The organism is Streptomyces changanensis, assembly GCF_024600715.1.
In the GTDB taxonomy this organism is placed as follows: Bacteria; Actinomycetota; Actinomycetes; order Streptomycetales; family Streptomycetaceae; genus Streptomyces; species Streptomyces changanensis.
On record NZ_CP102332.1, the window covers coordinates 6,115,059 to 6,141,202 of the forward strand.

29 protein-coding genes are annotated in these 26,144 nt (G+C 74.2%); 10 read left to right on the top strand and 19 right to left on the bottom strand.

Going from position 1 to position 26,144, the window contains the following annotated elements; translation table 11 throughout:
• Position 1: 1 nt before the first annotated feature.
• The 7 genes from NRO40_RS26750 to NRO40_RS26780 all read right to left on the bottom strand — a co-directional run bounded on the left by NRO40_RS26750 (position 2) and on the right by NRO40_RS26780 (position 7,489).
• Entirely contained in the window at positions 2 to 1,201 is a 1,200-nt protein-coding gene (locus NRO40_RS26750; RefSeq protein WP_232790992.1) for an acyl-CoA dehydrogenase family protein, read from the bottom strand.
• A gap of 246 nt (positions 1,202 to 1,447) precedes the next feature.
• Complete coding sequence (locus tag NRO40_RS26755; RefSeq protein WP_058941187.1) at positions 1,448 to 2,431, bottom strand: 3-oxoacyl-ACP synthase III family protein; 984 nt, start codon at positions 2,429 to 2,431, stop codon at positions 1,448 to 1,450.
• Positions 2,432 to 2,448: 17 nt separating this feature from the next.
• A complete protein-coding gene (locus tag NRO40_RS26760; RefSeq protein WP_058941186.1) occupies positions 2,449 to 3,786 on the bottom strand; it encodes an aminotransferase in 1,338 nt (445 codons plus the stop codon).
• Positions 3,787 to 3,816: 30 nt separating this feature from the next.
• Positions 3,817 to 4,554 (bottom strand): SDR family oxidoreductase, encoded by a 738-nt coding sequence (locus NRO40_RS26765; RefSeq protein WP_058941185.1) that lies wholly within the window; start codon positions 4,552 to 4,554, stop codon positions 3,817 to 3,819.
• A gap of 4 nt (positions 4,555 to 4,558) precedes the next feature.
• Complete coding sequence (locus NRO40_RS26770) at positions 4,559 to 5,572, bottom strand: Fe(II)-2OG oxygenase family protein (RefSeq protein ID WP_257375533.1); 1,014 nt, start codon at positions 5,570 to 5,572, stop codon at positions 4,559 to 4,561.
• Between the two features lie 525 nt (positions 5,573 to 6,097).
• Positions 6,098 to 7,327, bottom strand: a complete 1,230-nt coding sequence (locus NRO40_RS26775; protein WP_058941183.1) for an ATP-grasp domain-containing protein — start codon at positions 7,325 to 7,327, stop codon at positions 6,098 to 6,100.
• Between the two features lie 3 nt (positions 7,328 to 7,330).
• The gene (locus NRO40_RS26780; RefSeq protein ID WP_157901807.1) at positions 7,331 to 7,489 is read right to left on the bottom strand and encodes a hypothetical protein; all 159 of its coding nucleotides are present in this window, start codon (positions 7,487 to 7,489) and stop codon (positions 7,331 to 7,333) included.
• A gap of 118 nt (positions 7,490 to 7,607) precedes the next feature.
• On the opposite strand from NRO40_RS26780, the gene NRO40_RS26785 reads away from it, so the two are divergent.
• Positions 7,608 to 8,582, top strand: coding sequence for a helix-turn-helix domain-containing protein (locus NRO40_RS26785; RefSeq protein WP_257375534.1), 975 nt, complete (start codon positions 7,608 to 7,610; stop codon positions 8,580 to 8,582).
• A 123-nt stretch (positions 8,583 to 8,705) separates the two neighbouring features.
• The gene (locus NRO40_RS26790; RefSeq protein WP_058941182.1) at positions 8,706 to 9,440 is read left to right on the top strand and encodes a 3-keto-5-aminohexanoate cleavage protein; all 735 of its coding nucleotides are present in this window, start codon (positions 8,706 to 8,708) and stop codon (positions 9,438 to 9,440) included.
• A 34-nt stretch (positions 9,441 to 9,474) separates the two neighbouring features.
• Here the strand turns inward: NRO40_RS26790 and NRO40_RS26795 are convergent, their stop codons facing one another.
• Positions 9,475 to 10,269, bottom strand: coding sequence for an MBL fold metallo-hydrolase (locus tag NRO40_RS26795; RefSeq protein ID WP_058941181.1), 795 nt, complete (start codon positions 10,267 to 10,269; stop codon positions 9,475 to 9,477).
• Positions 10,270 to 10,345: 76 nt separating this feature from the next.
• Between NRO40_RS26795 and NRO40_RS26800 the strand changes: the two genes are divergently transcribed.
• From NRO40_RS26800 to NRO40_RS26815, 4 genes are all read left to right on the top strand, one after another.
• Positions 10,346 to 11,008 carry a CGNR zinc finger domain-containing protein gene (locus tag NRO40_RS26800; RefSeq protein WP_079046890.1) on the top strand — a complete coding sequence of 221 codons (663 nt, stop codon included), beginning with the start codon at positions 10,346 to 10,348 and terminating at the stop codon, positions 11,006 to 11,008.
• Positions 11,009 to 11,096: 88 nt separating this feature from the next.
• The gene (locus NRO40_RS26805) at positions 11,097 to 11,294 is read left to right on the top strand and encodes a hypothetical protein (protein WP_058941180.1); all 198 of its coding nucleotides are present in this window, start codon (positions 11,097 to 11,099) and stop codon (positions 11,292 to 11,294) included.
• A 617-nt stretch (positions 11,295 to 11,911) separates the two neighbouring features.
• The gene (locus tag NRO40_RS26810) at positions 11,912 to 12,316 is read left to right on the top strand and encodes a BlaI/MecI/CopY family transcriptional regulator (RefSeq protein WP_058941179.1); all 405 of its coding nucleotides are present in this window, start codon (positions 11,912 to 11,914) and stop codon (positions 12,314 to 12,316) included.
• 4 nt (positions 12,317 to 12,320) lie between these two features.
• On the top strand, positions 12,321 to 13,253 hold the full coding sequence (locus tag NRO40_RS26815; protein WP_058941178.1) for a M56 family metallopeptidase: 933 nt from the start codon (positions 12,321 to 12,323) through the stop codon (positions 13,251 to 13,253).
• Between the two features lie 85 nt (positions 13,254 to 13,338).
• Here NRO40_RS26815 and NRO40_RS26820 read toward each other — a convergent pair whose 3' ends face one another.
• Both NRO40_RS26820 and NRO40_RS26825 read right to left on the bottom strand, forming a co-directional pair.
• A complete protein-coding gene (locus tag NRO40_RS26820; protein ID WP_058941177.1) occupies positions 13,339 to 13,794 on the bottom strand; it encodes a tellurite resistance TerB family protein in 456 nt (151 codons plus the stop codon).
• 89 nt (positions 13,795 to 13,883) lie between these two features.
• Positions 13,884 to 14,048 carry a hypothetical protein gene (locus NRO40_RS26825; RefSeq protein WP_269803086.1) on the bottom strand — a complete coding sequence of 55 codons (165 nt, stop codon included), beginning with the start codon at positions 14,046 to 14,048 and terminating at the stop codon, positions 13,884 to 13,886.
• Positions 14,049 to 14,114: 66 nt separating this feature from the next.
• Here NRO40_RS26825 and NRO40_RS26830 point away from each other — a divergent pair, with 66 nt between their 5' ends.
• The 4 genes from NRO40_RS26830 (at position 14,115) to NRO40_RS26845 (ending at position 16,650) form a co-directional block, all read left to right on the top strand.
• Complete coding sequence (locus NRO40_RS26830) at positions 14,115 to 14,450, top strand: ArsR/SmtB family transcription factor (RefSeq protein WP_058941176.1); 336 nt, start codon at positions 14,115 to 14,117, stop codon at positions 14,448 to 14,450.
• Positions 14,451 to 14,452: 2 nt separating this feature from the next.
• Positions 14,453 to 15,214 (top strand): cation transporter, encoded by a 762-nt coding sequence (locus tag NRO40_RS26835; RefSeq protein WP_058941175.1) that lies wholly within the window; start codon positions 14,453 to 14,455, stop codon positions 15,212 to 15,214.
• 87 nt (positions 15,215 to 15,301) lie between these two features.
• Positions 15,302 to 15,472, top strand: a complete 171-nt coding sequence (rpmF, locus tag NRO40_RS26840; RefSeq protein WP_058941174.1) for a 50S ribosomal protein L32 — start codon at positions 15,302 to 15,304, stop codon at positions 15,470 to 15,472.
• A 5-nt stretch (positions 15,473 to 15,477) separates the two neighbouring features.
• Positions 15,478 to 16,650 carry a GTP-binding protein gene (locus tag NRO40_RS26845; protein WP_058941173.1) on the top strand — a complete coding sequence of 391 codons (1,173 nt, stop codon included), beginning with the start codon at positions 15,478 to 15,480 and terminating at the stop codon, positions 16,648 to 16,650.
• Between the two features lie 296 nt (positions 16,651 to 16,946).
• Here the strand turns inward: NRO40_RS26845 and NRO40_RS26850 are convergent, their stop codons facing one another.
• From NRO40_RS26850 to NRO40_RS26890, 9 genes are all read right to left on the bottom strand, one after another.
• Complete coding sequence (locus NRO40_RS26850) at positions 16,947 to 17,405, bottom strand: Fur family transcriptional regulator (RefSeq protein WP_058941172.1); 459 nt, start codon at positions 17,403 to 17,405, stop codon at positions 16,947 to 16,949.
• 103 nt (positions 17,406 to 17,508) lie between these two features.
• Positions 17,509 to 18,762, bottom strand: a complete 1,254-nt coding sequence (locus NRO40_RS26855; protein WP_232790989.1) for an MFS transporter — start codon at positions 18,760 to 18,762, stop codon at positions 17,509 to 17,511.
• 188 nt (positions 18,763 to 18,950) lie between these two features.
• Entirely contained in the window at positions 18,951 to 19,772 is an 822-nt protein-coding gene (locus tag NRO40_RS26860) for a Rossmann-like domain-containing protein (RefSeq protein ID WP_058941171.1), read from the bottom strand.
• 131 nt (positions 19,773 to 19,903) lie between these two features.
• Entirely contained in the window at positions 19,904 to 20,695 is a 792-nt protein-coding gene (locus NRO40_RS26865; RefSeq protein ID WP_198549283.1) for a phytanoyl-CoA dioxygenase family protein, read from the bottom strand.
• 69 nt (positions 20,696 to 20,764) lie between these two features.
• A complete protein-coding gene (locus NRO40_RS26870) occupies positions 20,765 to 21,799 on the bottom strand; it encodes a pyridoxal-phosphate dependent enzyme (protein WP_058941170.1) in 1,035 nt (344 codons plus the stop codon).
• Positions 21,800 to 21,815: 16 nt separating this feature from the next.
• Entirely contained in the window at positions 21,816 to 22,595 is a 780-nt protein-coding gene (locus NRO40_RS26875) for a class I SAM-dependent methyltransferase (protein WP_107115033.1), read from the bottom strand.
• Between the two features lie 42 nt (positions 22,596 to 22,637).
• Positions 22,638 to 24,326, bottom strand: coding sequence for an ABC transporter ATP-binding protein (locus NRO40_RS26880; protein WP_079046888.1), 1,689 nt, complete (start codon positions 24,324 to 24,326; stop codon positions 22,638 to 22,640).
• Between the two features lie 31 nt (positions 24,327 to 24,357).
• Positions 24,358 to 25,200, bottom strand: coding sequence for an ABC transporter permease (locus NRO40_RS26885; RefSeq protein ID WP_058941169.1), 843 nt, complete (start codon positions 25,198 to 25,200; stop codon positions 24,358 to 24,360).
• Complete coding sequence (locus tag NRO40_RS26890; RefSeq protein WP_058941168.1) at positions 25,197 to 26,144, bottom strand: ABC transporter permease; 948 nt, start codon at positions 26,142 to 26,144, stop codon at positions 25,197 to 25,199. The genes NRO40_RS26885 and NRO40_RS26890 overlap by 4 nt, the downstream gene beginning before the upstream one ends.

Genomic DNA, 26,144 nt, shown 5'->3' on the forward strand with positions numbered 1-26,144 from the left:
GTCAGCCCCTGTGGTGCGCCAACATCTGGTTGAGGATGTTCTTGCGCTGCATCTCGGTGGTTCCCCCGGCGATAAGGGTGCCCAGCGCGTCCTGGACGATGCGGGTCAACGGGCCGCGCTCGTAACCGGCGTGGCCGTGCAGGCGCATCAGGTTCTGGGCGGCCTCGACCAGGCCCTCGGAGCCGGTCAGCTTCGCCACCGAACAGCGCAGGGACGCCTCCGGGTCGCCGGCGACCAGCGCCTCGATGCCGGCCATCGCCGTCGCCCGGGCGACCTCGATGGTGATGCGGATGTCGGTGAGGCGCCCCTGGACGTACTGGTGCTCCAGGATCGGCTGGCCGAACGCCTCGCGCCGCCGCGTGAAGGAGATCACCTCGTCGAGCCGCGGCTCCAGGAAGGCCGCGGCGACGAGACCGTACAGGGCGCGGTCGAAGCTGATGATGTCGTACAGGGTGCGCAGCCCCTCGCCGGGCGCGCCCAGCACGGCACCCTCCGGCAGCGCGACGTCCTCCAGGTGGATGGCGCCCGTGGGACTGGTCCGCAGCCCGAAGAGCTCCTCGGCGGGGCCGCGCCGGACGCCCGGGCTGTGCAGGTTCACCAGGAACAGGGTGATGTCGCGGCGGCCGAGCTCGGGCACGCGGCCGAGGATGAGCGCCCGGTCGGCGACGGGCGCGTTCGTGATGTGGTCCTTCAGACCGGTCAGGCTCCACCCCTCGGGGGTGCGCACGGCGGTGGTCCGCGTGCGGGCCACGTCGGACCCGCCGTGCGGCTCGGTGAGGGCGGTCGCGCCGACGGCACCCTTCATCAGGGACGGCAGGACCGTGCGGTGGTGGTACTCGCCGCCGTGCTCGACCAGGGCGCGCACCAGGCCGGCGTGGGCGATCAGGGAGAGGACGAAACCGAGGTCGTCGCCCTCGCGGGCGATGTCGGCGATGCGCTCGGCCAGGTCGCGCCACGTGCCCCCGACACCGCCGAGGTGCTCGGGGACGCCGACGCGCCACAGGCCGCGGTCCGCCAGGCGCTGCCAGGACAGGCGGTCGAGGATCTCGGCCCGGTAGGCGCCGTCGGCGCGCGGGGCGATGTGCGTGCGGGCGAACTCGGCGAAGCCCGGGTCGTGCGGGAGCTCCCCCCGCCCGCCCCCGGGCTCCTCCAGGTGGAGCGGGCCGGTGGGGGTGGACGAGGTGATGACGGGTGCGGTCACGTGAGGGTTCTCCTGGCTCTCGGACGGGGTGGCTGGACGGGGTGACCGGTGCCGGCGCGGAGCCGCGGGGCACCGTGTGGGCGGGTCGGCGGGGCGTACATGACGTGTGTGGCGTAGGCGACGTACATGGCGTGGGTGACGTGCGCGCCCTGCGCGCCGGGGTGAGGGCGGTCGCGAGGCCGTGCGCGCGGGGGCCGCCGGGGTGCGGCCGGTCGGTGGCGGCGCGGCGGGACGGGGAAGGGGCGGTCAGTACCAGCGCAGGACGAGCGCGCCCGCCGTCATGCCCCCGCCCACCGCGGCCAGCACGACGACGTCACCGCGCCGGATGCGGCCCGCGGCGTGCGCCTCGGCCAGGGTGATGGGCACCGAGGCGGCGGCGGTGTTGCCGTAGCGCTCGACGGTGGTCGGGATCCGGTCCAGCGGGATGCCGGCCCGGGTGGCGCACTCCTCGATCAGCCGGGCGTTGGCCTGGTGGGTGACGAGGACGTCCACGTCGCCGACGTCGAGTCCCGCCGAGGCGAGCGCGCCCTTGACGACGCGGGGGACGGCCTGGGTGGCGAAGTTCCACACCCGGCGCCCGTCCATGTGGAAGTAGTGGCGCCGCTCCCGCACGGTGCGCGCGTCCGCGGGCTCGGTGGCGCCTCCCGCCGGGACGCCGACGACGTCCAGCTGGGTGCTGTCGGCGATCAGGTCGCAGCCGAGGACGCCGTAGCCGTCGGGGACGTGCCCGAGGACGGCGGCGCCCGCGCCGTCACCGAAGAAGACGCAGGTGCCGCGGTCCTCGTAGTCGAGGATCCGGCTGTACGTCTCGCAGCCGACCACCATGACGCGGCGGTGCTGGGGGAAGCTCCCCATCAGCCCGGCGGCGGTGGCGGCCGCGTAGACGAAGCCGCTGCACACCGCGCCGACGTCGAAGGCCGGCACCTGGGTCAGCCCCAGTTTGGCGTGGATGTGGCAGGCGGTGGACGGCTGGATCCGGTCGGGCGAACTGGTGGCGACGACCAGCGCGTCCACCTGGTCCGCCGTCAGGCCGCCGTTGTGGAGAGCGGCCACCGCCGCCCGGTGCCCCAGGTCGGAGGTCGTCTGGTCCGGCCGGGCGCGGCGGCGCTGCCGGATGCCGGTGCGGGAGGTCACCCAGGCGTCGGAGGTGTCCACAGTCCGGGCGAGGTCGTCGTTGGTGACGACCTGGTCGGGCAGGTACGAGCCGGTGGCGAGGATGCCAATGGCCATCGGTCTGCTCCTTGGGGTCAGGCTGCCTGTCGACGGCGGGAGGCGAGCACGTCGTCGTAGGCGGCGGTGAAGCGTTCCAGCACCTCGTCGACCTGGCCGGGCGTGATGATCAGCGGCGGCGCGAAGACGACGGTGTCGCCCATGGCCCGCAGCAGCAGACCGCGCTGCTTCGCCGCCTCCAGGACCTCCTGGCCCAGCCGACCGGGCTCCGCGCCGGCCTGCTCCGGGTCGAACTGCACCCCGCCGAGCAGACCGTAGTGGCGCACGTCGCGGACCAGTTCCGCCCCGCGGAACTTCTCCAGCCCCCGCGCCAGGTGGGGGGCCACCTCGCACACGTGACCGGGGATGTCCCGCTCGCGCACGATGGCCAGGGTCTCGCGGGCCACGGCGGCGGCCACGGGGTGGCCCGAGTAGGTGAAGCCGTGCCCGAAGGTGCCGATCTGCCGGCTCCCCTCGGCCAGGACCTCGCTGACCCGCTCGCCGACCAGAGTCGCGGAGATGGGCAGGTAGGAGGAGGACAGGCCCTTGGCGCTGGTGATGATGTCGGGGCGCAGCCCCAGGGCCGTGGTGGCGAACATCTGCCCGGTGCGGCCGTAGCCGGTGATGACCTCGTCGGCGATGAACAGGATGCCGTGGCGGTCGAGAACCTCCTGGATCCGGGCGAAGTACCCGGCCGGGGGGATGATGAGCCCGCCGGCGCCGAGGATCGGCTCGGAGATGAAGGCGGCGACGGTCTCGGGCCCGGTCTCCAGGACGAGGTTCTCGAAGTCCCGGACGAGCCAGTCGACCTGCTCCTCCTCGCTCATGCCGCGCGAGGCCGGGTGCAGCGGGTCGGGGCAGTGGGCCGAGAGGAAGTCGTCGCCGGCCAGCCCGAAGCCGTGGTGGATGTGGGACAGGCCGGTGGCCGAGCCGGCGGCCAGGGTGGTGCCGTGGTACCCGCAGTGGTGCGAGATGATCTTGCGGCGCTCCGGGCGGCCCTGGGCCCAGTGGTAGTAGCGGGCGAACTTGATGGCGCTGTCGTTCGCGTCGGAGCCGGAGTTGCCGAAGAAGACCCGGCCCATCGGTATCGGGGAGATCTCCGCGACGTCGGCTGCCAGGGCGAGCGCGACGTCGTTGGTGCGGTGGTTGAACGAACCGTAGAACGGCAGCCGGTTCATCTGCTCCGTGGCAGCCCGTACCAGGCGGGGTTCGCTGTAGCCGAGGGTCACGCTCCACAGGCCGGCGACACCGTCGACGTACCAGCGGCCCTCGGCGTCGCGGACCTCGATGCCGGAGCCTTCGGTGATGACGTGCGGTGGCGTGTCCAGGTAGAGGGGGGTGTGGGGTTCGAGCATGCGGGTGGGTGCAGTGGACATGATGGCTTCTTCCCGTGCGCGGGGCGGGGCTCAGCGGCCGCCGCCCACCTCGAGGACGGACCCGGTGATGTAGGAGGCGGCCGGGGAGAGCAGGAAGACCACGGCCTCCGCGACCTCCTCCGGGGTGCCGATGCGACCCATGGGCACGGTCGCCTTGAGACGTTCGGGGCGGTCCGGGACCCCGTTGGCCTGGTGCAGTCCGGTGTGGATCAACCCGGGGGCGACGGCGTTGATCCGTACGCCGTCGGCCGCCGCCTCCTGGGCGGCGCCCCAGGTGTGGGCGTTCACGGCGGCCTTCAGAGCGGCGTAGTGGACCCATTCGCCGCCACCGCCGGTACGGGCGCCGGTGGAGGAGATGTTGACGACGCAGCCCCCGGGACCGCCGCGGCTGAGGGCCATCGCCCGCAGCGCCTCCCGCGTGCACAGCACCACGCTGCGCAGTACGGCGCGGTAGGCGGTGTCGAGCCGGCCGACGTCCAGGTCGATCACCCGGCCCAGACCGCCGGTGACCCCGGCGTTGTTGACGACGGCGCTGAGCGGGCCGAGCTTGTCCGTGGCGGTCGCGAAGAGCCGCACCACCTCGTCCTCCTCGGTGACGTCGGCCCGGAGGGCGAGCGCCTCGACGCCCGCCTCCCGCACGTCCCGTACGACCTGTTCGGCGCCGGCGGCGCTGGTCCGGTAGTTGACGCACACCGGTCGTCCCAGCGCCGCCGCGCGGCGGGCGATGGCGGCACCGATGCCCTGGCCACCGCCGGTGACGATGATCATGCGGTCAGCCGTTGACGACGCCGTAGCGGTCGCCGAGGAAGAACTCCTCGAACGCCTGACGGGTGTAGACGTTGTGGGTCTTCAGGAGCCAGCGCTGCTTGAGCCCCTCGACGTCGTGGATCGCGTGCACCTCGCGCCCGTGGATCACGTGCCGGTTGGAGAAGGTGACCGAGTCGCCCGGCTTGGACACGCGCATCCGCTTGCGGGAGTGCAGCGCGGCGACGAACCGGTCCAGGACCTGCTGCGCCTCCTCGTCCAGCCCGCGCGTGCGCCCCTCGAAGACCCGCGCGCCCTCGTCGCCGCTGAGGACGGCGTGGTCCTCGGCCCGCCGGCCCTCCAGGAGGTTGCCCTCCCGGGTCGACACGTCGTCGAAGGGCGTGTAGAAGCGCCGCTGCGCCAGGATCTCGCGGTCCGTGTCGCTCAGCTCCTCCAGGGCGTGGGCGGTGACCGTGAACGTGGAGTACACCTCGTTGGTCGGGGTGTCCCGGAGCGTCAGCGTGTTGACGAAGTCGGGGCTGACGAAGTGGTTGGTGAAGTCGCGGTGGAACTTCAGCGTGCCGAGGGTCTTCTGCGACTGGGTGTCGAACATCGACTCCTTGGGGTAGATGTCGTGGAAGAAGTCACCGCCGTTGACGCTGAGGTGGCCGATGATCTCGGTGCCCGTGAGGACGGCGTAGGCGGCCAGGAACCCCTCGGCCACGAACGTCTTCTTCAGGCGGTACTTCTCCTGTACGGGGTCGGCCGAGCCGAACCTCGGCAGGTCGAGGTCGATGGGCGCGTTGCCGATCACGACGAGCGGGCGCTCGGCGAAGTCACGCAGCATCGACATCTCGCAGAAGTCCGTGAACCTGCTGCCGAGCCGCTGGTCGCGGTGGAGCCGGGTCATGTCGGAGACGTAGGAGTCGAAGTCGCTGTACGGGCTGGTGGCGATGTCGGTGAGCACCGCCCGCAGCGCGTCACGCTCGGCGTCGGTGAAGACGAAGTCGTACTCGATCTGCTGCATGGTGCGTCCTTCCATGAGGGCGTGAGGGTGTCCGGCCGTGGGGCCGTGGATGCGGGATGGGGCCAGGGAGAGGGGCCGCACCGGCACCGCGCCCGCGCCGGCACCCGCACTCGGCGGGCAGGACGGGTGGACGGGCGGCGGAGGGTGCGGCGGGGTTCGGCCGCGGGGCGTCCCGGGGGCGCCGGCGGTCGCGGCCGTGCGAGGACGCCGCTCGTACCCGGCCGGGGTGACGAGGGTCGTACCCGGCCGGATGGTGACGGCGTGCGGTGACGGGGGTGGACGGGGGGTGACCGGCCGACCGTGGGAATCGGCGGGCCGCGGGTACCGGCGTGCACCGGTGGAACCGGACACCGGCCGGCCGCAGAGCCCGGCCGGCACGGATGACGGACCGTGCCGTGCGGTGGCGTCGGCCGTACGGTGCCGCCTCCCGTCACGCTGACGGGACGTCGGCCGGTCCCGGGCCGTCCGGTGGCTCCCGGCCGCCCGGCGCGGCGTGTGCCGAGCCGCGGGGGGCCCGCCGTCGGCGGCGGTGCGCGGGGGTCAGTCGGTGATGACGGCCGTGTGGGAGTCGAGGACCTCCAGGTCGCGGCGGAGCGTGTCGAAGTCGTCGTTCCAGAGCAGGACGCTCGCGGCGAAGTCACGGATGTCCTGCGGGGCGGAGGTCGTCTGACCGACCTCCACGTTCCACTGCCAGTGGTGGTCACTGCGCAGTCGCGCGCGGTCCAGGCGGGAGACGCGCCCCTCGGCCTTGGGGAAGTACACCCAGGCCGCGTGGGGCCCCTCGGTCCTGCTGCCGGGCAGGCCCTCGCCCCGCTGCAGGCGGAAGTGCGCCTCCTCGATGTCCAGGCCCCAGCGGATCCGGCTCGTGGAGGGCACGAGCGCGGCCGGGGCCCGTGCGGCGATCTCCAGGAACACCAGGCTGCCGTCGGGCCGTTGGTAGATCTCGTGGTGGTAGGCGCCGTTGCGGGGCTTGTCCGCCAGGGCGTCGAGGACGCGGCGGTTGAACTCCAGCAGGGACGGACGGGCCGGGTGGTCGTCGGGGAGGGTGTGGCTCGCGCACACCCGGCCGTCGACGTACTCGTAGCAGGGGTGGAGGTAGGCGTTCGCCTCCGCGTGCACGATCTCGCCGTCCTGGACGGCGGTGTCCACGTGGTACAGGGTGCCCCGCAGGAACTCGTCGACCTCGAACCGGCGCGACCCGGCCTCCTCGGCCCACGCCCGGAGCTCCGCGGCGTCGTCCAGCCGCCGGGCGCCCACGCTGCCGGACTCGTCCAGCGGTTTCACGAACATCGGCCAACCGAGGGCCTCCTCCAGCGCGGCGACGTACCCGTCGGGATCGTCGCGGTGGGCGGCGGCGTCCCACTCGCGGTGCGCCGGCAGGGCGATGCCGGCCGACCGCAGCGCCTCCTTCATGGCGATCTTGTTCGTGAACGGTGCGAGCCGTGCGGGCTCGTCACCCACCAGTCCGAGCCGTGCGCGCACCTCGGCGACGACCCCGAGGGAGTACTCGTCGTGGCACAGCAGGGCCACGTCGTCCCGGTCCGCCCCGGGCAGGTCGGCCCGCATCCCCTCCACGCACGCCGCGAGGGAGTCGACGGTGAACTCCTCCAGTACGGCCGTCTTCGAGAAGACGTCGGCGCGGCCGCGCTTGAGGAGCTTCTGGTGCTGTGCCGGGCTGGTGACCAGCCAGGTGCGGCGGTGCGGGCGGCTCAGGACGGCGGGGTCGATCCGGAAGGACGCGACGTCCTGCACGACGATGTCAGTCCGCACGTCTCAGCCCTCACGCAGCGGGACGAAGTCCCATATGTTGCCCTGGCGGACGACCGTCGGCGCCGACTCCGACGACTGCGCCGACGCGGGCGCCGGGGAGTCGACCAGGACCACTCCGGCCGTCACCACGGCGATGGCCCATGCGGCCGTTGACCGTTCCATCTAGTTCCCCTTCATCACACATCGATCCGGGCAAGCAGACGGCTATCCGGATACGCCTGGGGCATGCTCAGCTTCGTGTGACAGGAAGTGGTCAGACCACTACTGGACAGGGGAAGGCATGACCATCCGACTGGATCGCGTGGATGTGGAGCTCTACCGGGCCGAGATCCAACGACCCAAGAACGGCGAGGCCGAACTGGCCCGGCGGTTGGGAGTGGCACCCGACGAGGTGTGCCGGCGCAGGCAGCGGCTGACCGAGCTGCGCCTGCTGGAACAGGTCGACGACGAGACCTGGGTCGCGCGCAGCCCGCACGCCGCCGCCGACGCCCTGCTGGGCGAGGAGGAGAGGCAACTGGAACGACGACGTCTCGATGTCGCGCAACGCCGCGAGGCACTCACCGCCCTGACCGCCGACTACCTGGACGCCCGCCGCCTGCGGTCCGACGCCGGCCAGGTGGAGGTGCTCCAGGGGGTCGAGACCGTCCGCGCCACGCTCAGCGAACTGGCCGCGCTCGCCGCCACCAGCGTCGACTCGATGGCCCCGGGCGGGGCCCAGAGCGAGCACGCCATCCGTGCCGCCCTGCCCCTTGACAAGGAGTTACTCGGCCGCGGAGTCGCCCTCCGCAGCCTCTTCCTCGACTCCGCACGATCGCACTCCGCCACCTTCCGCTACCTCAAGGAGATCCACGACGCGGGGGCCCACGTCCGTACGACCAGTCTCCTGCCCACGCGCATCCTGATATACGACCGCAAGACGGCCATAGTCCCCCTGGACGCGCGAAACACCGCGCGCGGTGCGGTGGTCGTCCGGGACCTGCCGCTGCTCAACCTCCTCAATCACCTCTTCGACCTCTACTGGGACCAGGCCACCCCCCTGGACGCCGCCCGCACGAAACCGGTGGGACTCAGCGACCTGGAGCGGACCGTGCTGCGGCTGATGGCCGCCGGCCAGCTGGACGAGGTCATCTCCCGCCACATCGGCCTGTCGGTCCGCACGACCCGCCGGATCATCAGCGACCTCACCGGTCGCCTCGGCGCCAACAGCCGCTTCCAGGCCGGGGTACGGGCCGCAGAGCGGGGGTGGATCGCCTGAGCGCCGCGCACCTGCCGCACCCGGGCCGCGGTGGGCGACCCTCCCCGCCGCCGTGCGGCGCCGCGCCGGTGACCCGCCGCCCGGAAGAGCGGTGCGGCGGCGGAGCCGTGGCACGATCGGAGCATGATCCAAGCGTGTCTGAACGGTCGGCGCACGACGCGGGACCACCCGGCGGTACCCCTCACGGCACGGCAACTGGCGCGGGACGCCGGGCTCGCCCACGCCGCCGGGGCCTCCGGCGTACACCTGCACCCCCGGGACGGCCACGGCAGGGAGAGTCTGGACGCGGCGGTCGTCTCGGACGCCGTACGCGCGGTCCGCCGGGCCTGCCCCGGACTGGAGGTCAGCGTGTCGACCGGCCTGTGGATGTGCGAGGGGGACGCCTCCGCACGCGAGGCCGCCGTGGCGGGGTGGGCCGACGCGGAGCACCGCCCGGACGTCGTGTCGCTCAACCTCGACGAACCGGGCTTCGACCGCATGGCGCGTGCCTTGGGGGAGCTCGGTGTCGGCGTCGAGGCGGGCGTGTGGTCGCCGGCGGACGCCGAGCGCCTGCTCGACGGCCCCCACGCCGCCACCTGCCACCGCATCCTCGTGGAGATGATCGACCTCCCCACCGAGCGGGCGCTTCCCGAGGCCGACGACATCCTGGACCGACTGGCGCGGGCGCGGCTCGACGTCCCCGTCCTCCTGCACGGCGAGGGTGAGTGCACCTGGTCCGTCCTGGACCGCGCACTCGCCCTCGGCCTGCAGACCCGCATCGGCCTGGAGGACACCCTCACCGACCCCGAGGGCCGGGACGTGGACGGGAACGCCGCACTGGTGCGCCACGCCGTCACCCGCCGGGCGCGCGTCCACTGACGCCCCGTCACGCCGGCCCGCGGGTACGGCTGCGTCAGCCGCGGGTGCCGAGGTCCAGGCGGTCGGCCAGGCCGGCGGCGCCGAACGCCGCGACGAGCCGGTCGCGGCCCTCGGTGAAGTGCGCCCAGCTGTCGTAGTGGACGGGCACGACACGTCGCGCGCCGAGGAGGACGGCGGCCTCGGCGGCCTGCGCGCTGTCCAGGACGATGGGTTCGCCGCCGAAGACGACCGGGAAGCGCGGGGCCCCGGCGAAGAGGACGGCGGTGTCCACGGGCGCGAACCGGGCCGCGATCTCCTTCACCAGGTCGAGTGAGGCGTTGTCGCCGCTGACGTAGACCGTGGGGAGGCCCTCGCCGGTGAGGACGAAGCCGACGACCTGGCCCGTGATCGCCTCGACCTCGTCGCGCTCCCCGGGGCCGTGGAGGGCGGGCACACCGGTGACGGTCACCGTGCCGCCGCCGGGGCGTTCCAGCTCGACCGACTCCCAGTCGGCCAGGCCCTTCGCACCGTCCCCCAGGCGCTCCCCGCCGCCGGGCGTGGTGAGGGTGAGCGGCACGTCGGCGAGCAGGGCCCGGCCCGAGGTGTCGAGGTTGTCGGGGTGCTCGTCGTGGGAGAGCAGGACCACGTCGACGCGGCCCAGGTCGGCCGGGACGGCGGCGGCGGGCGCCGTCTTCACCAGGCGCGGGCCGCCCGGCGTCGCGTACTCGCCGGGCGCGTCGAACGTCGGGTCGGTGAGGAAGCGCAGGCCGCCGTACTCGAACAGCGCGGTCGGGCCGCCCAGGACGCGGACGGGAAACGGCTCGCCGGTGGGACTCGTCGCAGAAGACATTCAGAACCTCACGGATGGTAGGAGGCTGATCCGTGAGTACGGTAAGGTGTTCTCACGGATCAGCGCAAGCCCTACCATGAGGCCCATGGAGGAGACCGTGATCGCCGACCCGCTGCCGTCCGCGCCCGGCGCCGAGCGGTACCCCGCGCTCGACCTCGCCAACAGCGCCGTCACGCTGCCCGGCGGGCAGCGCCTCGACCTCCTCGACACACCCGCGGGCGCCGAGCGGTGGCTCGTCGACCGCGGACTCGCCCCGGTCGACACCGGCATGCAGGAGCTCTGCGCCTCCCTGCTGCGCTCCCTGCGCGACCACGTCCGCGCCCTCCTCGCGGCCCACGCCGCCGGCCGGCCCGCCCCCGCCGACGCGCTGACCGCCCTCAACGACGCGCTCACCCGGGCCCCCGCCGCCTCCCTGCTCCGCTGGGACCCGGACCGCGGCCTGTACCGCGAGACGGCCCACCCGGTCGCGCGGATCGTCGAACACGCCCTCGCCGTCCTCGCCGCCGACACCGCCGACCTGCTGACCGGCCCCGACGCCGACCGCCTCACCGCCTGCGGCTCCACCCCCTGCAACCGCTACCTGCTCCGCCACGGCCGCCGCCACTGGTGCTCGGTGCGCTGCGGCGACCGCGCCCGAGCCGCCCGCGCCTACGCCCGCCGCACCGCGGCCGCCGCCCCGCACCTCCGCGGCACCACGACGCCGCCGGACGGCACGCGCCCGCCCCGGACGCGGCTCTGACGGATCCTCGACGCGGGACCGGCGCCCCGCCGGAAACGGCTGGGTCCCGGCAGGGAAGTCCGGGTCCAACACCGTCCACATCGGTGCGATGGAGGCGTCCACGCTCCTCATGGCGTGCACCCTGATGTTCATCGGCGGCGACAGCGCCGGCACGGCGGGCGGCATCAAGGTCGGCACCTTCGCCGTCCTGGCCGCCGCCATGGTCACCGAGGTGCGGGCCGGGCCCAACCCGACGGTCATGGGGCGGCGCACCGCACCGCACCGCACGCGCTGCGCCAGGCGCTGACGATCGCCCTGCTCGGTGTGGGCTTCGTCATGGCCGCACCCTGGCGCTGCTGGTGGTGGTGGACGCGCCGATGGAGCCGGTGCTGTTCGAAGCCGTGTCGGCCTCCGGCACGGTGGGGTTGTCGGCCTGGGACCCCCCGTGGCGGGCGAGCTGATCGGGTCCTGCTGATGTTCGTCGGCCGGCTCGGTCCGGTCACCCTCGTGTCGGCGCTCGCACCGCGCGAGCGGACCCGCCGCTACGAGCTACCCGGGCCTTCACCTACGCGACCGCCGTAACGGTCATCGAGAAGGGCGGCGTCATCGTCGTCACCGGCAAGACCCAGGCCGTGGAGGCGTTCGCGGAACTCGACTGAACCCGCGTCCCGACCGTGGTCGCGCATCCCGGCCGCGGTCGCCGGCCGTGGCCCACCGGCCGTGGCCCACCGGCCGTGGCCCACCGGTCGTGATGCCCGTGCGAGGGGGGACGTCACCTGCGGCTCGTGCCACGGGACGGGGACGGGGGCGGTCGACGAGGAGGCGCCGCGCGACGGTCCGCCGCCCGTCCCCACCGCGCCACCCCTCAGTACGATGAACCACCCCGGTGGCGCGTGCCGGGCGGGCGGAGCGGGAGGAGGCGGCGTGGCGGACCGGAACGAGGGTGGTGCCCCCCACCAGGCCCGTCGCCGTGGCCAGGGCGAGCTGGAGGCGCAGGTGCTGGCCGCGCTGCGGGACGCCCCCGGCCCCGTGAACGCCGGGTGGGTGCAGGAGCGGCTCGGCGGTGGACTCGCGTACACCACCGTGATCACCATCCTCACGCGTCTGCACGGCAAGGGCGCGGTCGCCCGGGAGCGGGCGGGCCGGTCCTTCGCGTGGACGCCGACCGCGGACGAGGCGGGACTGGCCGCCCTGCGGATGCGGAGGGTGCTGGACGCCGAGGAGGACCGGGAGGCCGTCCTGGCGAGCTTCGTGACCGCCCTCACGCCGGGTGACGAGCAGGTGTTGCGCGACCTGCTGGCCCAGGCGGTCGACGAGGGGGAAGACTGACGGCATGGGGGTCTTCGTCTTCCTGCCGCTCGTCCTGCCCTTGAGCGCCTGGCCGATCGCCCGGCTCGCCGAGCAGCACCTGCATCCGCGCGCGGCCACCCGGCTCCTGGCGGGGGTCGCCGGCGTGCTGGCCGTGTGCAGCACGCTGTGCCTGGCGCTGCTCGTGGTGGTCGGGACCGCGCAGCTGCCGGGCAACCCGCTCCCCGACGGCTGGTCCGACCCCGAGGTGCGCGCGGCGCTGCCGTACGACGAGGTCGCGGGCAAGGCGGCCATCCCCGCGCTGATGGCCGTGACCGCGGCGTGCGCCAGGACGGTGTGGCGCCACCACCGCGTACGCCGGCGGGCGGCGCGCGCCCTCGCGCCGCTGCCATACCGGTCCGTGGCCGTGCTGCGGGACTCGGCGCCCTACGCGTACGCCCTCCCCGGTGGGCCGCGCGGCCGGGTCGTGGTCACCACCGGGATGCTCGGCCGGCTCGGCTCGCCCGAGCGGCGCGCCCTGTTCGCGCACGAGCGGGCACACCTGGCGGGCCGGCACCACCGCTTCCTGCTGGCCGTGCAGCTCGCCGCCCGGGCCAACCCGTTCCTGCGGCCGCTGCGCACCGCCGTGAGCTACACCGCGGAACGCTGGGCGGACGAGGACGCCGCCGAGGAGGTCGGCAACCGGCGCCTGGTGGCGCGGACCATCGGCAAGGCGGCGCTCGTCACCCGCGGTGCGCCCGTCGCCACGCTCGCGGGCTTCGCGGAGGCCGGACCCGTACCGCGCCGGGTGGCCGCGCTGCTGGCGCCGGCACCCGCCGCGCGCGTCTGGCACCCCGCCTCCACCACCGTGGGCCTGGCGGCCTGGGGCGCCGCCGCGGGGGCGACGGTCTCGGCGCTGTCGTCGGCGAACTCGGCCGTCACGCTGTTCTTCGTCCTGAAGGCGGCCACACCGCTCTGACGCACGGCGAAGGGGCCTTCCCCCCGGACTCGGGTGGAAGGCCCCTTCGCCGTGCGCCCCTGCCGCTGCGCGGGGCCCCGGTGGGTCAGAGGTCGAACTCGTGCGGCGGCAGCTCCAGTACGTGGCAGGCTTCCCGTACGACCGCCTGCTCGGTCTTGTCGAAGTCGCCGTCGGCGCCGCCGATGATGATGCCGATCTGGACGACCGCGCGGGCCTCGGCGGGCTTCTTCTTCGCCTTGGCGACCTCCTGGAGCACGCTGACCTTGCCGAAGTCGAAGTCGGCGGTGAGCTTGTCGAGGTTGGCGTCGAAGCGGCGCCGCAGCTCGTCGGCCGGGAAGTTCTGCAACACCTCGTTGCCGGCGATCAGTTCGGCGACGCGGCGACGCTCGGCCGGGTCGATGGTGCCGTCGGCCGCGGCGACCAGGGCGCAGATCGCCATGGAGGCGTCGCGGAAGGCGCCGCTCTTGAGCTCGTGCTTCTTCGCCGTGAGCTGCGTCTGCATCGTCGATGCGGACTCCTTGATGCGGTCCCACAGGGCCATGAGGACTCCGTTCGTGTGTAGGGGTGGCCCGGGCCGGACGGGGGACGGGCCCACGGGCCACCACGTCTTCTACATTGTTGTAGAAGGTATCAGGGATGCGGGCCGCCGCGTGCGGGGCCGCCTCGATTCTCGTCACCCTCGCCCCCCTCGCCCTCGAAGAAGTCACCGTCCTCGTCGACGACTTCGGCCATGCCCGTCCCGCCGGCGACGCCGACGGCCGGTCCGGCCGCGCCGGTCGCGACCGCGGTGCCCACGCCGGGGCCGGACCGGTGGCTGGATTCACGTCTTCCTGAATTCAGGATCTCCTGTACTCTCTCGTCGTGCTCACTCTCGCTTCCGACATCGAGGTGCTGGCCCGGTTCGGCCGCGCGCTCGCCGATCCCCTTCGCTGCCGCGTCCTGCTCGCCTTGCGCCAGGCCCCGGCGTACCCCGCCGAACTGGCGGACGCCCTCGGGGTGTCGCGGACCCGGCTGTCGAACCACCTGGCCTGCCTGCGTGACTGCGGCCTGGTCGTCGCCCTGCCCGACGGCCGCCGCACCCGTTACGAACTCGCCGACGAGCGCCTCGGTCACGCGCTGGACGACCTGCGCGCCGCCGTGGTGGCGGTGGAGGCCGGCCGCACCTGTGGCGACGCCGACGAGAAGGGCTGCTGCTGACCGTGGTCGCCGAGACCGTGTCCCCCGGACCCTCCCCGGCCCGGCGTGAGGAACTCGCGCGCCGCATACGGCTCCTGGTCGCCGGGACCATCGCCTACAACGCCGTCGAGGCGGTCGTCGCCCTCACCGCCGGCGCCCTCGCCTCCTCCGCCGCCCTGATCGGCTTCGGCCTCGACTCGATCGTCGAGGTCTCCTCCGCCGCCGCGGTCGCCTGGCAGTTCTCCGCTCGCGACCACGCGCTGCGCGAGGCGCGCGAGCGGACCGCGCTGCGCGTCATCGCCGTCTCGTTCTTCGTGCTCGCCGCCTACGTGACCGTCGACGCGGTCCGGGCGCTGGCCGGTGGCGGCGAGGCGGAGCGCTCCGTTCCCGGCATCGTCCTGGCCGCCCTCTCCTTGGCGGTCATGCCGTTCCTGTCGACCGCCCAGCGCAAGGCCGGCCGTGCGCTCGGCTCCGCGTCCGCCGTGGCGGACTCCAGGCAGACCATGCTCTGCACCTGCCTGTCGGCCGTCCTCCTGGCCGGGCTCCTCCTCAACGCCACGCTCGGGTGGTCCTGGGCCGACCCCGTCGCCGCCCTCGTCATCGCCGCCCTCGCCGTCAAGGAGGGCCGGAACGCGTGGCGGGGCGAGGGCTGCTGCGCCCCGGTCGTCTCCCCGCACGCCCCGGTCGTCTCCCCGGACGACCCGGCCGCCTCCCCGCTCATCCCCGTCGTCGGCGCGGGGGAGGGCGGGTGCGGGTGCCGTCCCGGCCCCGACCGCTGCGGCTGAGGCGCCACGGGCATCTCGTCGACCGACTTGGTAATGGGATCCATTTTCATATAGCGTCTCGGTCATCACCTGTTCGAGGAGTTGGTCATGGCCGTACCGAAGCGCAAGATGTCCCGCAGCAACACGCGTCACCGCCGGGCCCAGTGGAAGGCCGTCACGCCCCAGCTGGTGCCGGTGACGGTGGACGGCACGGTCCACCGGGTGCCGCAGCGCCTGGTGAAGGCGTACGAGCGCGGTCTCCTGCGCCCCGAGGGCTGAGCGCGATGGGTGCCACCGACCGCCGGCTGCCGGTGACCGTGCTCTCGGGCTTCCTCGGCGCCGGCAAGACGACCCTGCTCAACCACGTCCTCGGCAACCGCGACGGGCTGCGGGTCGCGGTGATCGTCAACGACATGAGCGAGGTCAACATCGACGCGGCGCTGGTGCGCGGCGGCGAGGCCGCCCTGTCGCGGACCGAGGAGCGCCTGGTCGAGATGACCAACGGCTGCATCTGCTGCACCCTGCGCGACGACCTGCTGGAGGAAGTGGACCGGCTGGCCCGCGAAGGCCGTTTCGACCACCTGCTCATCGAGTCGAGCGGCATCTCCGAGCCCATGCCCGTCGCGGCCACCTTCGCCTTCCCCCGGGACGACGGCGCGACCCTCGGCGACCTGGCCCGCCTGGACACCATGGTCACCGTGGTCGACGCGGCGAACTTCCTGCCCGAACTCGCCGGGGGCGACGGCCTGGTGGAGCGGGGGCTGGACCAGTACGAGGAGGACGAGCGGACGGTCAGCGACCTGCTGATGGACCAGATCGAGTTCGCCGACGTCCTCGTGCTCAACAAGCTCGACCTCGTCGAGCCGGCCGACGCGCTCCGGCTGCGCGCCGCCCTCAACCGGCTGAACCCCGCCGCCCGGGTGGTGACCGCCGTCCACGGACGGGTGCCGCTCGACCAGGTCCTGGGAACCGGTCTGTTCGACCTGGAACGCGCCCAGGAGGCCCCGGGCTGGGTCATGGAGCTCAACGGCGACCACGTGCCGGAGACCGAGGAGTACGGCATCTCCAGCCTCGTCTTCCGCTCCGACCGGCCCTTCCACCCGGGCCGGTTGTTCACCTTCGTGACCGAGGAGCTCGACAGTGGCGCCTTCGGGCAGATTTTGCGCTCCAAGGGCTTCTTCTGGCTCGCCAGCCGCCCCCTGATCACCGGACTGTGGTCGCAGGCGGGGTCCGTGGCGCGCTTCGAGCCCTCCGGCGTCCGCGACGCCGCCCAGGGCCAGGAGCTCGTCTTCATCGGTACCGGCCTGCGGCCCGAGGCCCTCAAGGCGGCGCTGGCGAGCTGCCTGACGGCGGAGGGCGAAGCCCTCCCCGCGAGCGACCCGTTCCCTTCCTGGGGCTCGTACGGGATCGACGAGGCCTGCGAGCACGAGCAGTCCACGCTCGCGCGGTCGGGCTGACGCACCCCGGGTCGGGCGGTGGTCGCAGCCACGGCACCGCCCGACCCGGCCCCACCGTGTGACCTCCCCGGTCGAACTCCGGCCGCGCGCCGCTCCCTCGGCCCGCGGCGCCGGGGCGCGGCCCGCAGCCGTCAGGGATGACCGCCTCCGCGCCACCACCTCCAACCGTCCCGTGCGCGTCCCCTCGGCCGTGCGCGGCGCCACGTCCCCGTGCCCCCGCCCTTCACGGCGGGGGCACGGGGACGTCGACGTGCGGGTGACGGGCGGGCGCCCCGAAGTGGCGCCGTCCGAACGGTTCAGGAGGGGATCACGTGGGACGGGGGTGACTTCCCTCCGCCGTGCTCCCCGCCGTTCCGGCAGTCGGCGCAGAGCCCGGTGAGTTCCAGGGTGTGCTCGACCTCCGCGAAGCCCCGCGACCGTACGACTGCGGCGACCCACTCCTCGATGACGCCGGTGTCCAGGGGCTCGTCGCGGCGGCAGCTGCGGCACACGAGGTAGTGACGGTGCCCGGCCCCGGGGCGGTGGCGGTAGAGCCGCTCGCCTGCGTCGTCGCGTACGACGTCGGCGCCGCCGGCGCGCTCCAGGTCCTGCAGCGCGCGGTACACGGTGGTGAGGCCGACACGGACGCCCGAGTCGCTCATCAGCCCGTGCAGTTCCTGGGCCGACACGAACTCCGCGCGCTCCGCCAGCGCCGCCGCCACGGCGACGCGCTGACGGGTCGTGCGCCGGTTCCTGCCGGTTGCTGTGACGGTCACGGCCGACTCCCTGCTGGACGCTGTTCCTGTCCGTCCGGGCCCGGGGTCCACGGCGATCCCCGTGGACCCCGGGCCGTGAAGGCCACCGCGTGCGCGGGTCCCCTCAGTCTCCGGAGGTGGCGGGCGACCGGGCGACGACACGGGCGAGGACGAGCGCCACGAGGGTCAGCCCGCCGAGGACCGCCGCCGTGCCCGGGAAGCCGCCGAGGGCCAGGCCCACGCCGCCGAGTCCCGCGCCGACGAACACCCCGAAGCTCATCCCGGCGGCGTTGACGCTCAGCGCCGTGCCGCGCAGGGGGCCGCAGCGCCGTACGAGCAGGGTGGTGACGCACGCCGCGACCGTCGCGTGCCCCACGCCGACGAGCGCCGTCAGCGGCAGGGCCAGCCAGAGAGACCGGGCGAAGAAGACGCCCACCAGCGCGGCCAGCGCCACCACCAGCCCCAGTGTCATCAGCCGTTCCCCCGAGATCCCCGCCCGTTCGACGCTCAGCAACCGTCCGGCGAACAGGTTCCCGAGGAAGAACGACGTGCCGCTGAGCGTCCACACCATCGCGAACGGTCCCGGCGCCAGCCCGAACCGCTCGTCGTAGAAGGCGGCGAGATAGGCGAGGTACCCCATGAACGCGGCCGTGCGCAGCATGGCGACCAGGACCAGCGGCACCACGCCGGGCAGGGCGCCCAGGAGCCGGAACGACTCCAGGTAGCCGGGCCGCTTCACCTCGTCGGTGGCCCGCGCCTCCGCACCGGGCGCGGGCGTCCGCCGGCCGCGCAGCAGGAAGTACAGGGCCAGTGCGGAGCAGAGCGCGGCGATGGCCCACAGGTCGCCCCGCCAGCCCCACAGCAGCGCCGGCAGCGCCACGAGCGGCGCGGCGAGGAGCGCGGTCAGCGACTGGGTGGCGGTGATGAGCGTCGCCGCGCGGCCCGCGGCGGCGTCGTCGTCGAAGCGGTCGGCCGCGGCCGCGGTCAGCGCCGGGTTGAGGACGGCCGTACCGGCGCCGACGAGGAGGCAGAAGGCGGCCAGCAGGAGGAGGTCGCCGCCCGCGCCGAGTGCCGCCGAGACCGCGAGCACGGCGAGGCCGCCCGCGGCCGCCCACTCCCGGCGGACGCGGTCGATCAGCGGGGCCAGCGCGGTGCCCACGGCGAGGGCGGCCAGGCCGCCGAGGCCGCGCAGCTGGCCCAGGGCCGCGACGCCGCCCCCCGAATCGTCGGCGATCGGGACGAGGAAGGTGCTGTAGATGGTGAAGGGCACCAGACCCACGGCGGAGGCCAGCATGAACGGCCACAGGACGCGGGCCATGCGCAGGTCACCGGGGACGGCCGCCGCGTCCGCGACGGCCTTGTCCGCCACTGTCGTCACGTCCGTCACGGCCCCCGGACCCGGGGTCGACGGAACCGGGGCGGCCCCGGCCGCGGCCCCCGGGACCGCGGCCTCCGGGACCGCGGCTTCCGGGTGGCCCCCGGAACCCGTGCCCGCGGTGGCGGCCGGCTCCGGCCGCGTCCCCGTGGTCGGCGACGGTGAGGTTGCGGGGCCCTGGGTCTCGCTGCTCACGCCTGCCCCACCCGGTACCGGTAGAGCGCGGTCGCGTCGGCGCTGAACTGCGAGAACGGGAAGGGCTCGGCGGACAGCGCGGTCACACCGGCACCGAGGAAGGCACGGGCGACGGCGCTGCCGGTCTGGGCGTAGACCACCAGGGGGAGGGCGTGCTTGCGGCAGTGTTCGAGGATCCGGTCGAAGCTGCCGTTGCTGAGGGTCATGCCGGTGGCGACCACGGCGTCGGCCGCGTCCAGGACCTGGTCCATGTCGTCGGTGACCGGGTCGCCCCAGTTCGTGGTGCGCAGGTTGAAGTCGCAGGGCAGCGGCACGCCGCCCTGCTCGCGTATCGCCGCGACGAGCGGGTTGACGACGCCGATGAGCGCGACCTTCGCCCCCGGGGCGATGTCGAGGAGCCCGGCCACCGCGGCGTCCCGCGCCCGGGCCCGCTCCTCCGGCGTACCGGTGGGCAGGGTGACGGTCTCGGCCTCCGCCGCGTCGCGGTGCGGCCGTACGCGGCCGAGGTAGGCGTCGAGCGCGGCGACGCGCACCGGCGCCGACTCGTGCCGGACGAGGGTGTCGAGGGTGTGGCCGGAGGCCTCGGCGCAGAAGTCCGGGGGGAGTTCGCCGGCTTCGAAGGAGCAGGCGCCGAAGGCGTCGCCGGAGCGGAGCAGCAGGTAGTGGTTGCGGTAGGTGACCTGGCTGCCGGCGAGTCGGGTGGTGTGGTGCAGCCAGAAGGCGCTGGTGACGGCCAGCTCACCGGGGAGCGGCCCGAAGGCGCCCTCCAGGACGGCCTGCTGGAGCTCCGGTACGGACTGCGGCTGTGTGGGAGACATGGCGGTTCCTTCTCGGGTGTGTGCGGACACGGGTGTGGTGGGGCACCGGTGAGGTGCCCCCGTGGAGGGTGCGGCACCAGGGGCGGCGCCGCACGAGGGGTGGTGCGTGAAGGGGGCGAGGGGGAGGAGGGTCAGGGCAGGTCGGCCAGCCGTTCGGCGCGGTAGGGGAGGTCGGACAGCTCCGGCCGCCCGGCCGGCTGGAAGCACAGCAGGAGCGAACGCCTGTCCGCGGCCGACCGGTTGGGCCCGGAGCGGTGCACGACGAGACCGGGGAACATCAGCACCGATCCGGCCGGTGCCTCGACGGTCACGGCGCCCCGCACGTCGGTCCGCGCGACGTCGACCAGCAGACCGGTGGGTTCGGACCGGTCCCGCGGCGCGGGCCCGGCCAGGTGGCTGCCGGGCACGAGCACGAGCGCGCCGTTGTCGGCCGTGACGTCGTCGAGGAACACCACCGCGGTGGCGACGTCCCGGGCGGCCGGGCCCGCGCAGCAGTACCAGTACGGATGGTCCTGGTGCCAGGGGAACTCCGAACCGACGCCCGCCCGCTTGAAGTTCAGCTTGGACGTGAACCTGCCCAGCCGCGCGCTGCCCACCATCCGCCGCATGGGCGCGGTGATCCGGTCGTCGGTCCACAGGGCGTCGAGCACCGGGTCCAGATGGGTGACGGGTGACAGGCTGCGCACCACGGGCGGACGGGCCTGCGGCTCCCAGTGGACGGTGGTGCCGTCCACCCTCTCCAGCCGGTGCCCGTCCGGCCACACGGTGACCTCGGTGGTGCCGTGCGAAGCCCGCCCGGTCACACGGGCGAGGACGGACTCCGCCGCCTGGCCCAGGGCCGTCGTCTCCGCGGCCCCGAGGAGCCGCGGCAGGACGACGACACCGCGGGTGAGCTGCTGGTCGAGGGACATGTCGAGGACCATGGGGGCACCTTCCGGTCGGTCGCGGGCGGTGGGGGAAGCGGACTGGCCCGCTCCGCCCCGCGACGGACGCTAGGCCGTCTCCGCCACCAGGACGGGCGCGCCACGCAGCAGCGCGCTGTCGGCCGGCGGCCAGTCCATGGCCGACCACGGGTGCCTGAGCTGGTCCTGCGTCGTGACCTCGTGGGGCCGCATGGCGCCGAGCCCACGGGCGTCGGAGTGGTGGGCGTAGGCGCTGTCGACGTAACGGTGCCCGGTGTCGGCGGCGAGGAAGACATACGTCCGGTCGGTGTCGCGTTCGCGCTCCCAGAGGGTCGCGAGGTACGCGGCGCCGGCGGACAGCCCGGCGAAGATGCCGCTGGCGCGCAGGAGTTCGACGGCGCCCGACATGGCGTAGTCGAAGTTGACCCAGTGGATGCGGTCGTACAGGTCGTGCCGGACGTTGTGGAAGGGGATGGAGCTGCCGATGCCGGCGATGATCATGTCGGGGTCGGAGACGTGCTCCGCGCCGAAGGTGACGCTGCCGAACGGCTGGACGCCGACGAGCGTCACGTCACGGCCCGCCTCGCGCAGATAGGTGGCGATGGCGCCGGTGGACGCGCCGGTGCCGACGCCCCCCACCAGCGACAGGGGGCCCTCGGGGACCTCCTTGCGGATCAGGTCGGCGACGTCGCGGTAACCGAGGTAGTGGATGGAGTCGTGGTACTGGCGCATCCAGTGGTAGTGCGGGTTCTCGCGCAGCAGCTCGCCGATCCGCTCGACGCGGAGGTTCTGGTCCAGGCGCAGGTTCTTGGAGGGCCGGACCTGTTCGAGGGTGGCGCCGAGGATCTCCAACTGGACGCGCAGGGTGCGGTCCACCGTGGTGGAGCCGACGACGTGGCAGTTCAGGCCGTACCGGTGGCAGGCCAGGGCGAGCGCGTGGGCGTAGATGCCGCTGGAGCTGTCGACGAGTGTGTCGCCGGGCTTCACCTGCCCGGTCTCCAGCAGGTGGCGCACCGCGCCGAGTGCCGAGTACAGCTTCATCGTCTCGAACCGCAGACAGACCGCCCCCGGTGGGACCGCCACCACGTCCGGTTCCTTGACCGCCTCGGCTATGTGCTCGTGCATGTCCTTGTCCTCCCCGTCAGACGGCGTCGTGCCGGATGAGCTTGAACAGGTACGCCTGGCAGTTGTCGCCCTCCCACGTCTGGCGGTGCAGCACGACGGGGCGGAACCCGGCGTCGACGGCGTGGGCGACGATCCGCTTCAGCTCGGCGGTGTTGGAGACGATCAGGTGGATCTCGCCGTCCGGCGCCAGCAGGTCGCGGGTCACGATCTGGTCGAAGAAGCGCAGGACGATCTCGGCGCCCACGCAGACGTTGCGCACCACCGTCGGGTCGTCGCTCGTCCGCTTGGAGACCGCCGGTGGGTTGAAGGTGACGACGTCCAGCCGGGCGGAGTCCGGGAACTCCTCGAAGAGGTTCGACACCAGCGGCCGGAAGACGGTGTCCGACCGGTCCCCGACGATCCGGGCGTAGTGCCCGGCGGCCGCGGCCACGCTGTCCGGGTGGACGTCGACCGCGTAGACCTCCCGCGCCCCCAGGGTGCCGGCGATCACGGCCTCGACGCCCAGGCCCACCCCCATCGCCGCGTACGAGCGGCCCGTGACGGGGATCGTGCCGTCCAGCAGGCGGTCGTGGACGATGCGGCTGGTGTCGCCCGGCTTGAAGACCCCCGGCGGCAGGGTGAACGTCCAGCCGTTGTAGTCGTACGTCCGCTCGGTGTGGATGTCGGACTGGGCGCTGTTCAGGGCGAGGATCTCGTCCCCCGGCAGCGTGTCGGGCAGCGAGTCCAGCAGGGCGCGGACGTCGGTCCGGGACGCTGCGGTGCCGGCTGCGGTGCCGGCTGCGGTCCGGTCGGTCATGGGTCCTCCGTGGTCGTCGGATGGGAAGGGATGTGCGTGTGCTCAGGCACCGGATGCGGTCGGCGCGGTCAGGCCCGTGTCGCTCGGGTCCGTGTCGCTCGGGTCCCTGTGGGCCGGGTCCGTGTCCGCGGGGCCCATGTGGGCCGGGACCCCATGGGGCGCACCAGTGTGGGGCTGACCCGTGTCGGCCGGACCCGTGTCCGCCCGCCCCGTGCCGAGGTCCATGGCGTTGACGAGCCGCCGGGTGAGCGTGGCCCGGGGCGCGCGCAGCACCTCGTCGGGCGTGCCGGTCTCGACGACGTGGCCGTCGTCGATGACGACGACGTGGTGGGCGACGCCGGCGAGGAGCGCGAGGTCGTGGCTGACCCAGAGGAGCGCGGTGCCGTGCTCCTCGCGCAGCCGCGCGAGTTCGGCGAGGACGGCCGCGGTGGCGGCCGGGTCCAGGGCCGTGGTGATCTCGTCGCAGACCAGGACGTCGGGCGTCGCGATGACCGCCCGTGCCAGCGCCGCCCGCTGCAGCTCGCCGCCGGACAGGCCGGCGGGCCGCCGTGCGGCACTCGCCCCGTCGAGCCCCAGACGGCCCAGCAGCCGCAGCGCCTCGGCGCGCGCGTCGCCGGGCGCGAGGCCGCGGAGCCGTACGGCGGTACGGGCCACCTGCTCGACGATCGGGTGCCGCTCGTCGAAGGAACCCCGCACCTCCTGCCACACGTACTGCACGCGCCGCTTCTGCTCGCGGGTGCGCCGCCGCAGCACGGGCAGGGCCACACCGTCCAGGAGCACGTCTCCGCGGTGCCGTTCGTGCAGGCCGGCCACACAGCGGGCCAGGGTCGTCTTGCCGCTGCCGGACAGTCCGGCGACCCCCACGCACGCCCCGGCCGGCAGACGCAGGTCCACGGAGTGCAGGACCGGATCGCGGCCGCGGCCGCGCAGGTGCGCGGAGAGCCCGCGCACCTCCAGGACGGGAGGCCGGTCGGGGGCCGTGGGGACGTGGCGTACGGTCTTCGGTCTGGGCCGGGCGGGCAGGGCCTCCGCGGGCGTGCCCGAGGCCGTCACCCGGCCCCGGCCCAGGACGACCACCCGGTGGGCGAGGGCCCGTACCAGGTCGTGGTCGTGGCTCAGCAGCAGGATGCCGAGCCCACGGCGGGTGAGCGAGGCCAGTTCGTCCGCCAGCCGCATCCGCGCCACCGTGTCGAGTCCGGTGCTCGGCTCGTCGAGGACCAGGACGCGGGGCCGGCACACCAGGGTTTGGGCGAGCGCCACGCGCTGGCGCTGCCCGCCGGAGAACTGGTGCGGGAAGCGCCGTACGACGTTCCGCCCCGGGGGGAGCTGGGCGGCCTGGAGGGCCTCGGCCACCGCGACCGGCGGCGCGGTCTCCGGGCGGTGCAGCCGCGCCAGCTCGGCGAGGACCGAACCCGTGCGGCGCGCCGGGTTCAGCGCGCTCCCCGGGTGCTGGGGCATGTACGCGACGACGCGCCCGAGCACCGAGGCCGCCTCCGCGGTCGGCCCCCGCTCGTCCACGACGGTGGCACCGCCGACGCGGACCCGGCCGCTCAGCCGCACGCCCGGTGCCGCCTCGCCCAGGAGTGAAAGGGCCGCGGTGGTCTTGCCGCTGCCCGACGGGCCGACGAGCGCGGTGACGCGCCCCTCGTCCAGGTCGAAGTCGGCCGCGTCGAGCAGCACCGAGCCCCCGGCGTGTGCGGTCAACCCGCGGACGGTGACGAGCGCGGTCATCGGACGGCCTCCTGGACGGTGACGATCGCGGTCATCGGACGGCCTCCTGCGTACGGTGCCGGGAACGGGCCAGCAGACGGTCGGCGAACAGGTTGAGCCCCACGGTGAACAGGACGAGCATCGCGGCCGGCGCCAGCACGGCCCACGGCTGGAGCAGCAGCCCCTCACGCCCGCGCGCGATGCTCACCGCCCAGTCGGGCGCCGTCGGGTCCAGCCCGAGGCCGAGGAAGTTCGCCGAACCCACAAGGAACACCGCGAGGGTGACCCGGGTGCCGATGTCGGCGGCGACCGGGGCGAGCGCCGACCGCGCGACGAGGCCGAACTGGACGCGGGCCCAGGACTCGCCCTGCAGCCGCAGGGCCTCGGCGACGGGACCGCTCGCCGCGTCCAGCGCCGCCGCCCGGACCAACCGGGCCACGGGCGGGACGTTCACGGCGGCGACCGCCAGCGCGATGGCGACCGGGGAACCCCGCCAGCCCACCGCGACCACGCTGATCACCAGGAGCGTGGGCAGCGGGAGCAGCACGTCGAGGGGCCGGATCAGCAGCTCGTCCAGCCACCGCCGACGGGCCGACGCCGCCAGCAGCCCGGCCAGGCCGCCCACCAGGTAGGCGAGGGCGACCGCGCCCAGGGCCATGCCGAGCGCGCTGCGCCCCCCGTGGAGCAGCAGGGCCAGCACGTCGCGACCCAGGGCGTCCGTCCCGAGGAGGTGCTCGACGTCACGCGCCGCGTACGGGGCGGCCAGCCCGGGGGCGGGAGCGTCGGCGAACAGCGGACCCAGCACGGCCACGCCCAGGGGCAGGGCGACGAGGACGGCGCCGAGCGACGCCCCGAGGGCGCCGAGGGGGCCGGGCCGCCGTTTCGACGGCTTCACCGGAGGACCTCCGTCCGTGGCACGAGGCGATGGCAGACCAGGTCCGCCGCGAGGCTGAACAGCAGCGCCGCGACGGCGACCACCAGGGCGAGGCCCTGCACGGTGGGCACGTCCCGCGCCTCGACCGCCCGCACCAGGGCGGTGGCCACGCCCGGTACGGCGAAGACCGCCTCGACGATCAGCACACCGCCGACGAGGTTGTCGCCCACGCGTGCCAGCTCCTGGATGCCGGGGATCGCCGCGTTGGGCAGGAGGTGGCGCAGCAGCAGCGTCCGGCGGGGCACGCCCAGGCGCCGGGCCTGGGCGACGTACCCCGCGCCGAGCACGGAGACCACGCCCGCGCGCACCTGGCGGGAGAGCAGGCACACCATGCGGGCGGCCACCACCGTGACCGGCAGGACCAGCAGCGTCGGCTCGGCGAACAGGTCCGCCGTCCCGACGCCCACCCATGTGGCGGGCAGCAGACCGAGCTTGAGGGACAGGCCGGCGACGAGCAGCAGTGCCAGCACGAAGTCCGGTACGGCGTTGAGCGCCAGGGTGACGGAGGAGACGGCCCGGTCCAGGCGCCCGCCCTCCCGCAGCCCGGACACGACCCCGAGCAGCAGGGCGAGCGGCAGCACGACGGCGAGCGTCACCGCCCCGAGCACCAGGGTCGTGCCCACGGTGTCGGCGAGGATGTCGCGTACCGGACCGCCGCTGACCAGGGAGGTGCCGAGGTCGCCGGTCGCCAGTCCCGCCGCCCAGTCGGTGAACCGTTCCACCGCGGGCCGGTCCAGGCCGAGTTGCTCGCGCAACGCCGCGACCTGCGCGTCGGTGGCGTCCTCGTCGTTGCGGACGTCGGCCGCGTCACCCGGCAGGAGGGCGGTCAGGACGAAGACCAGCACCGCGAGGAGCGCGAGTTGGCCGACGCCCAGGGCGAGCCGCTGCAGAGCGTACCCACGCAT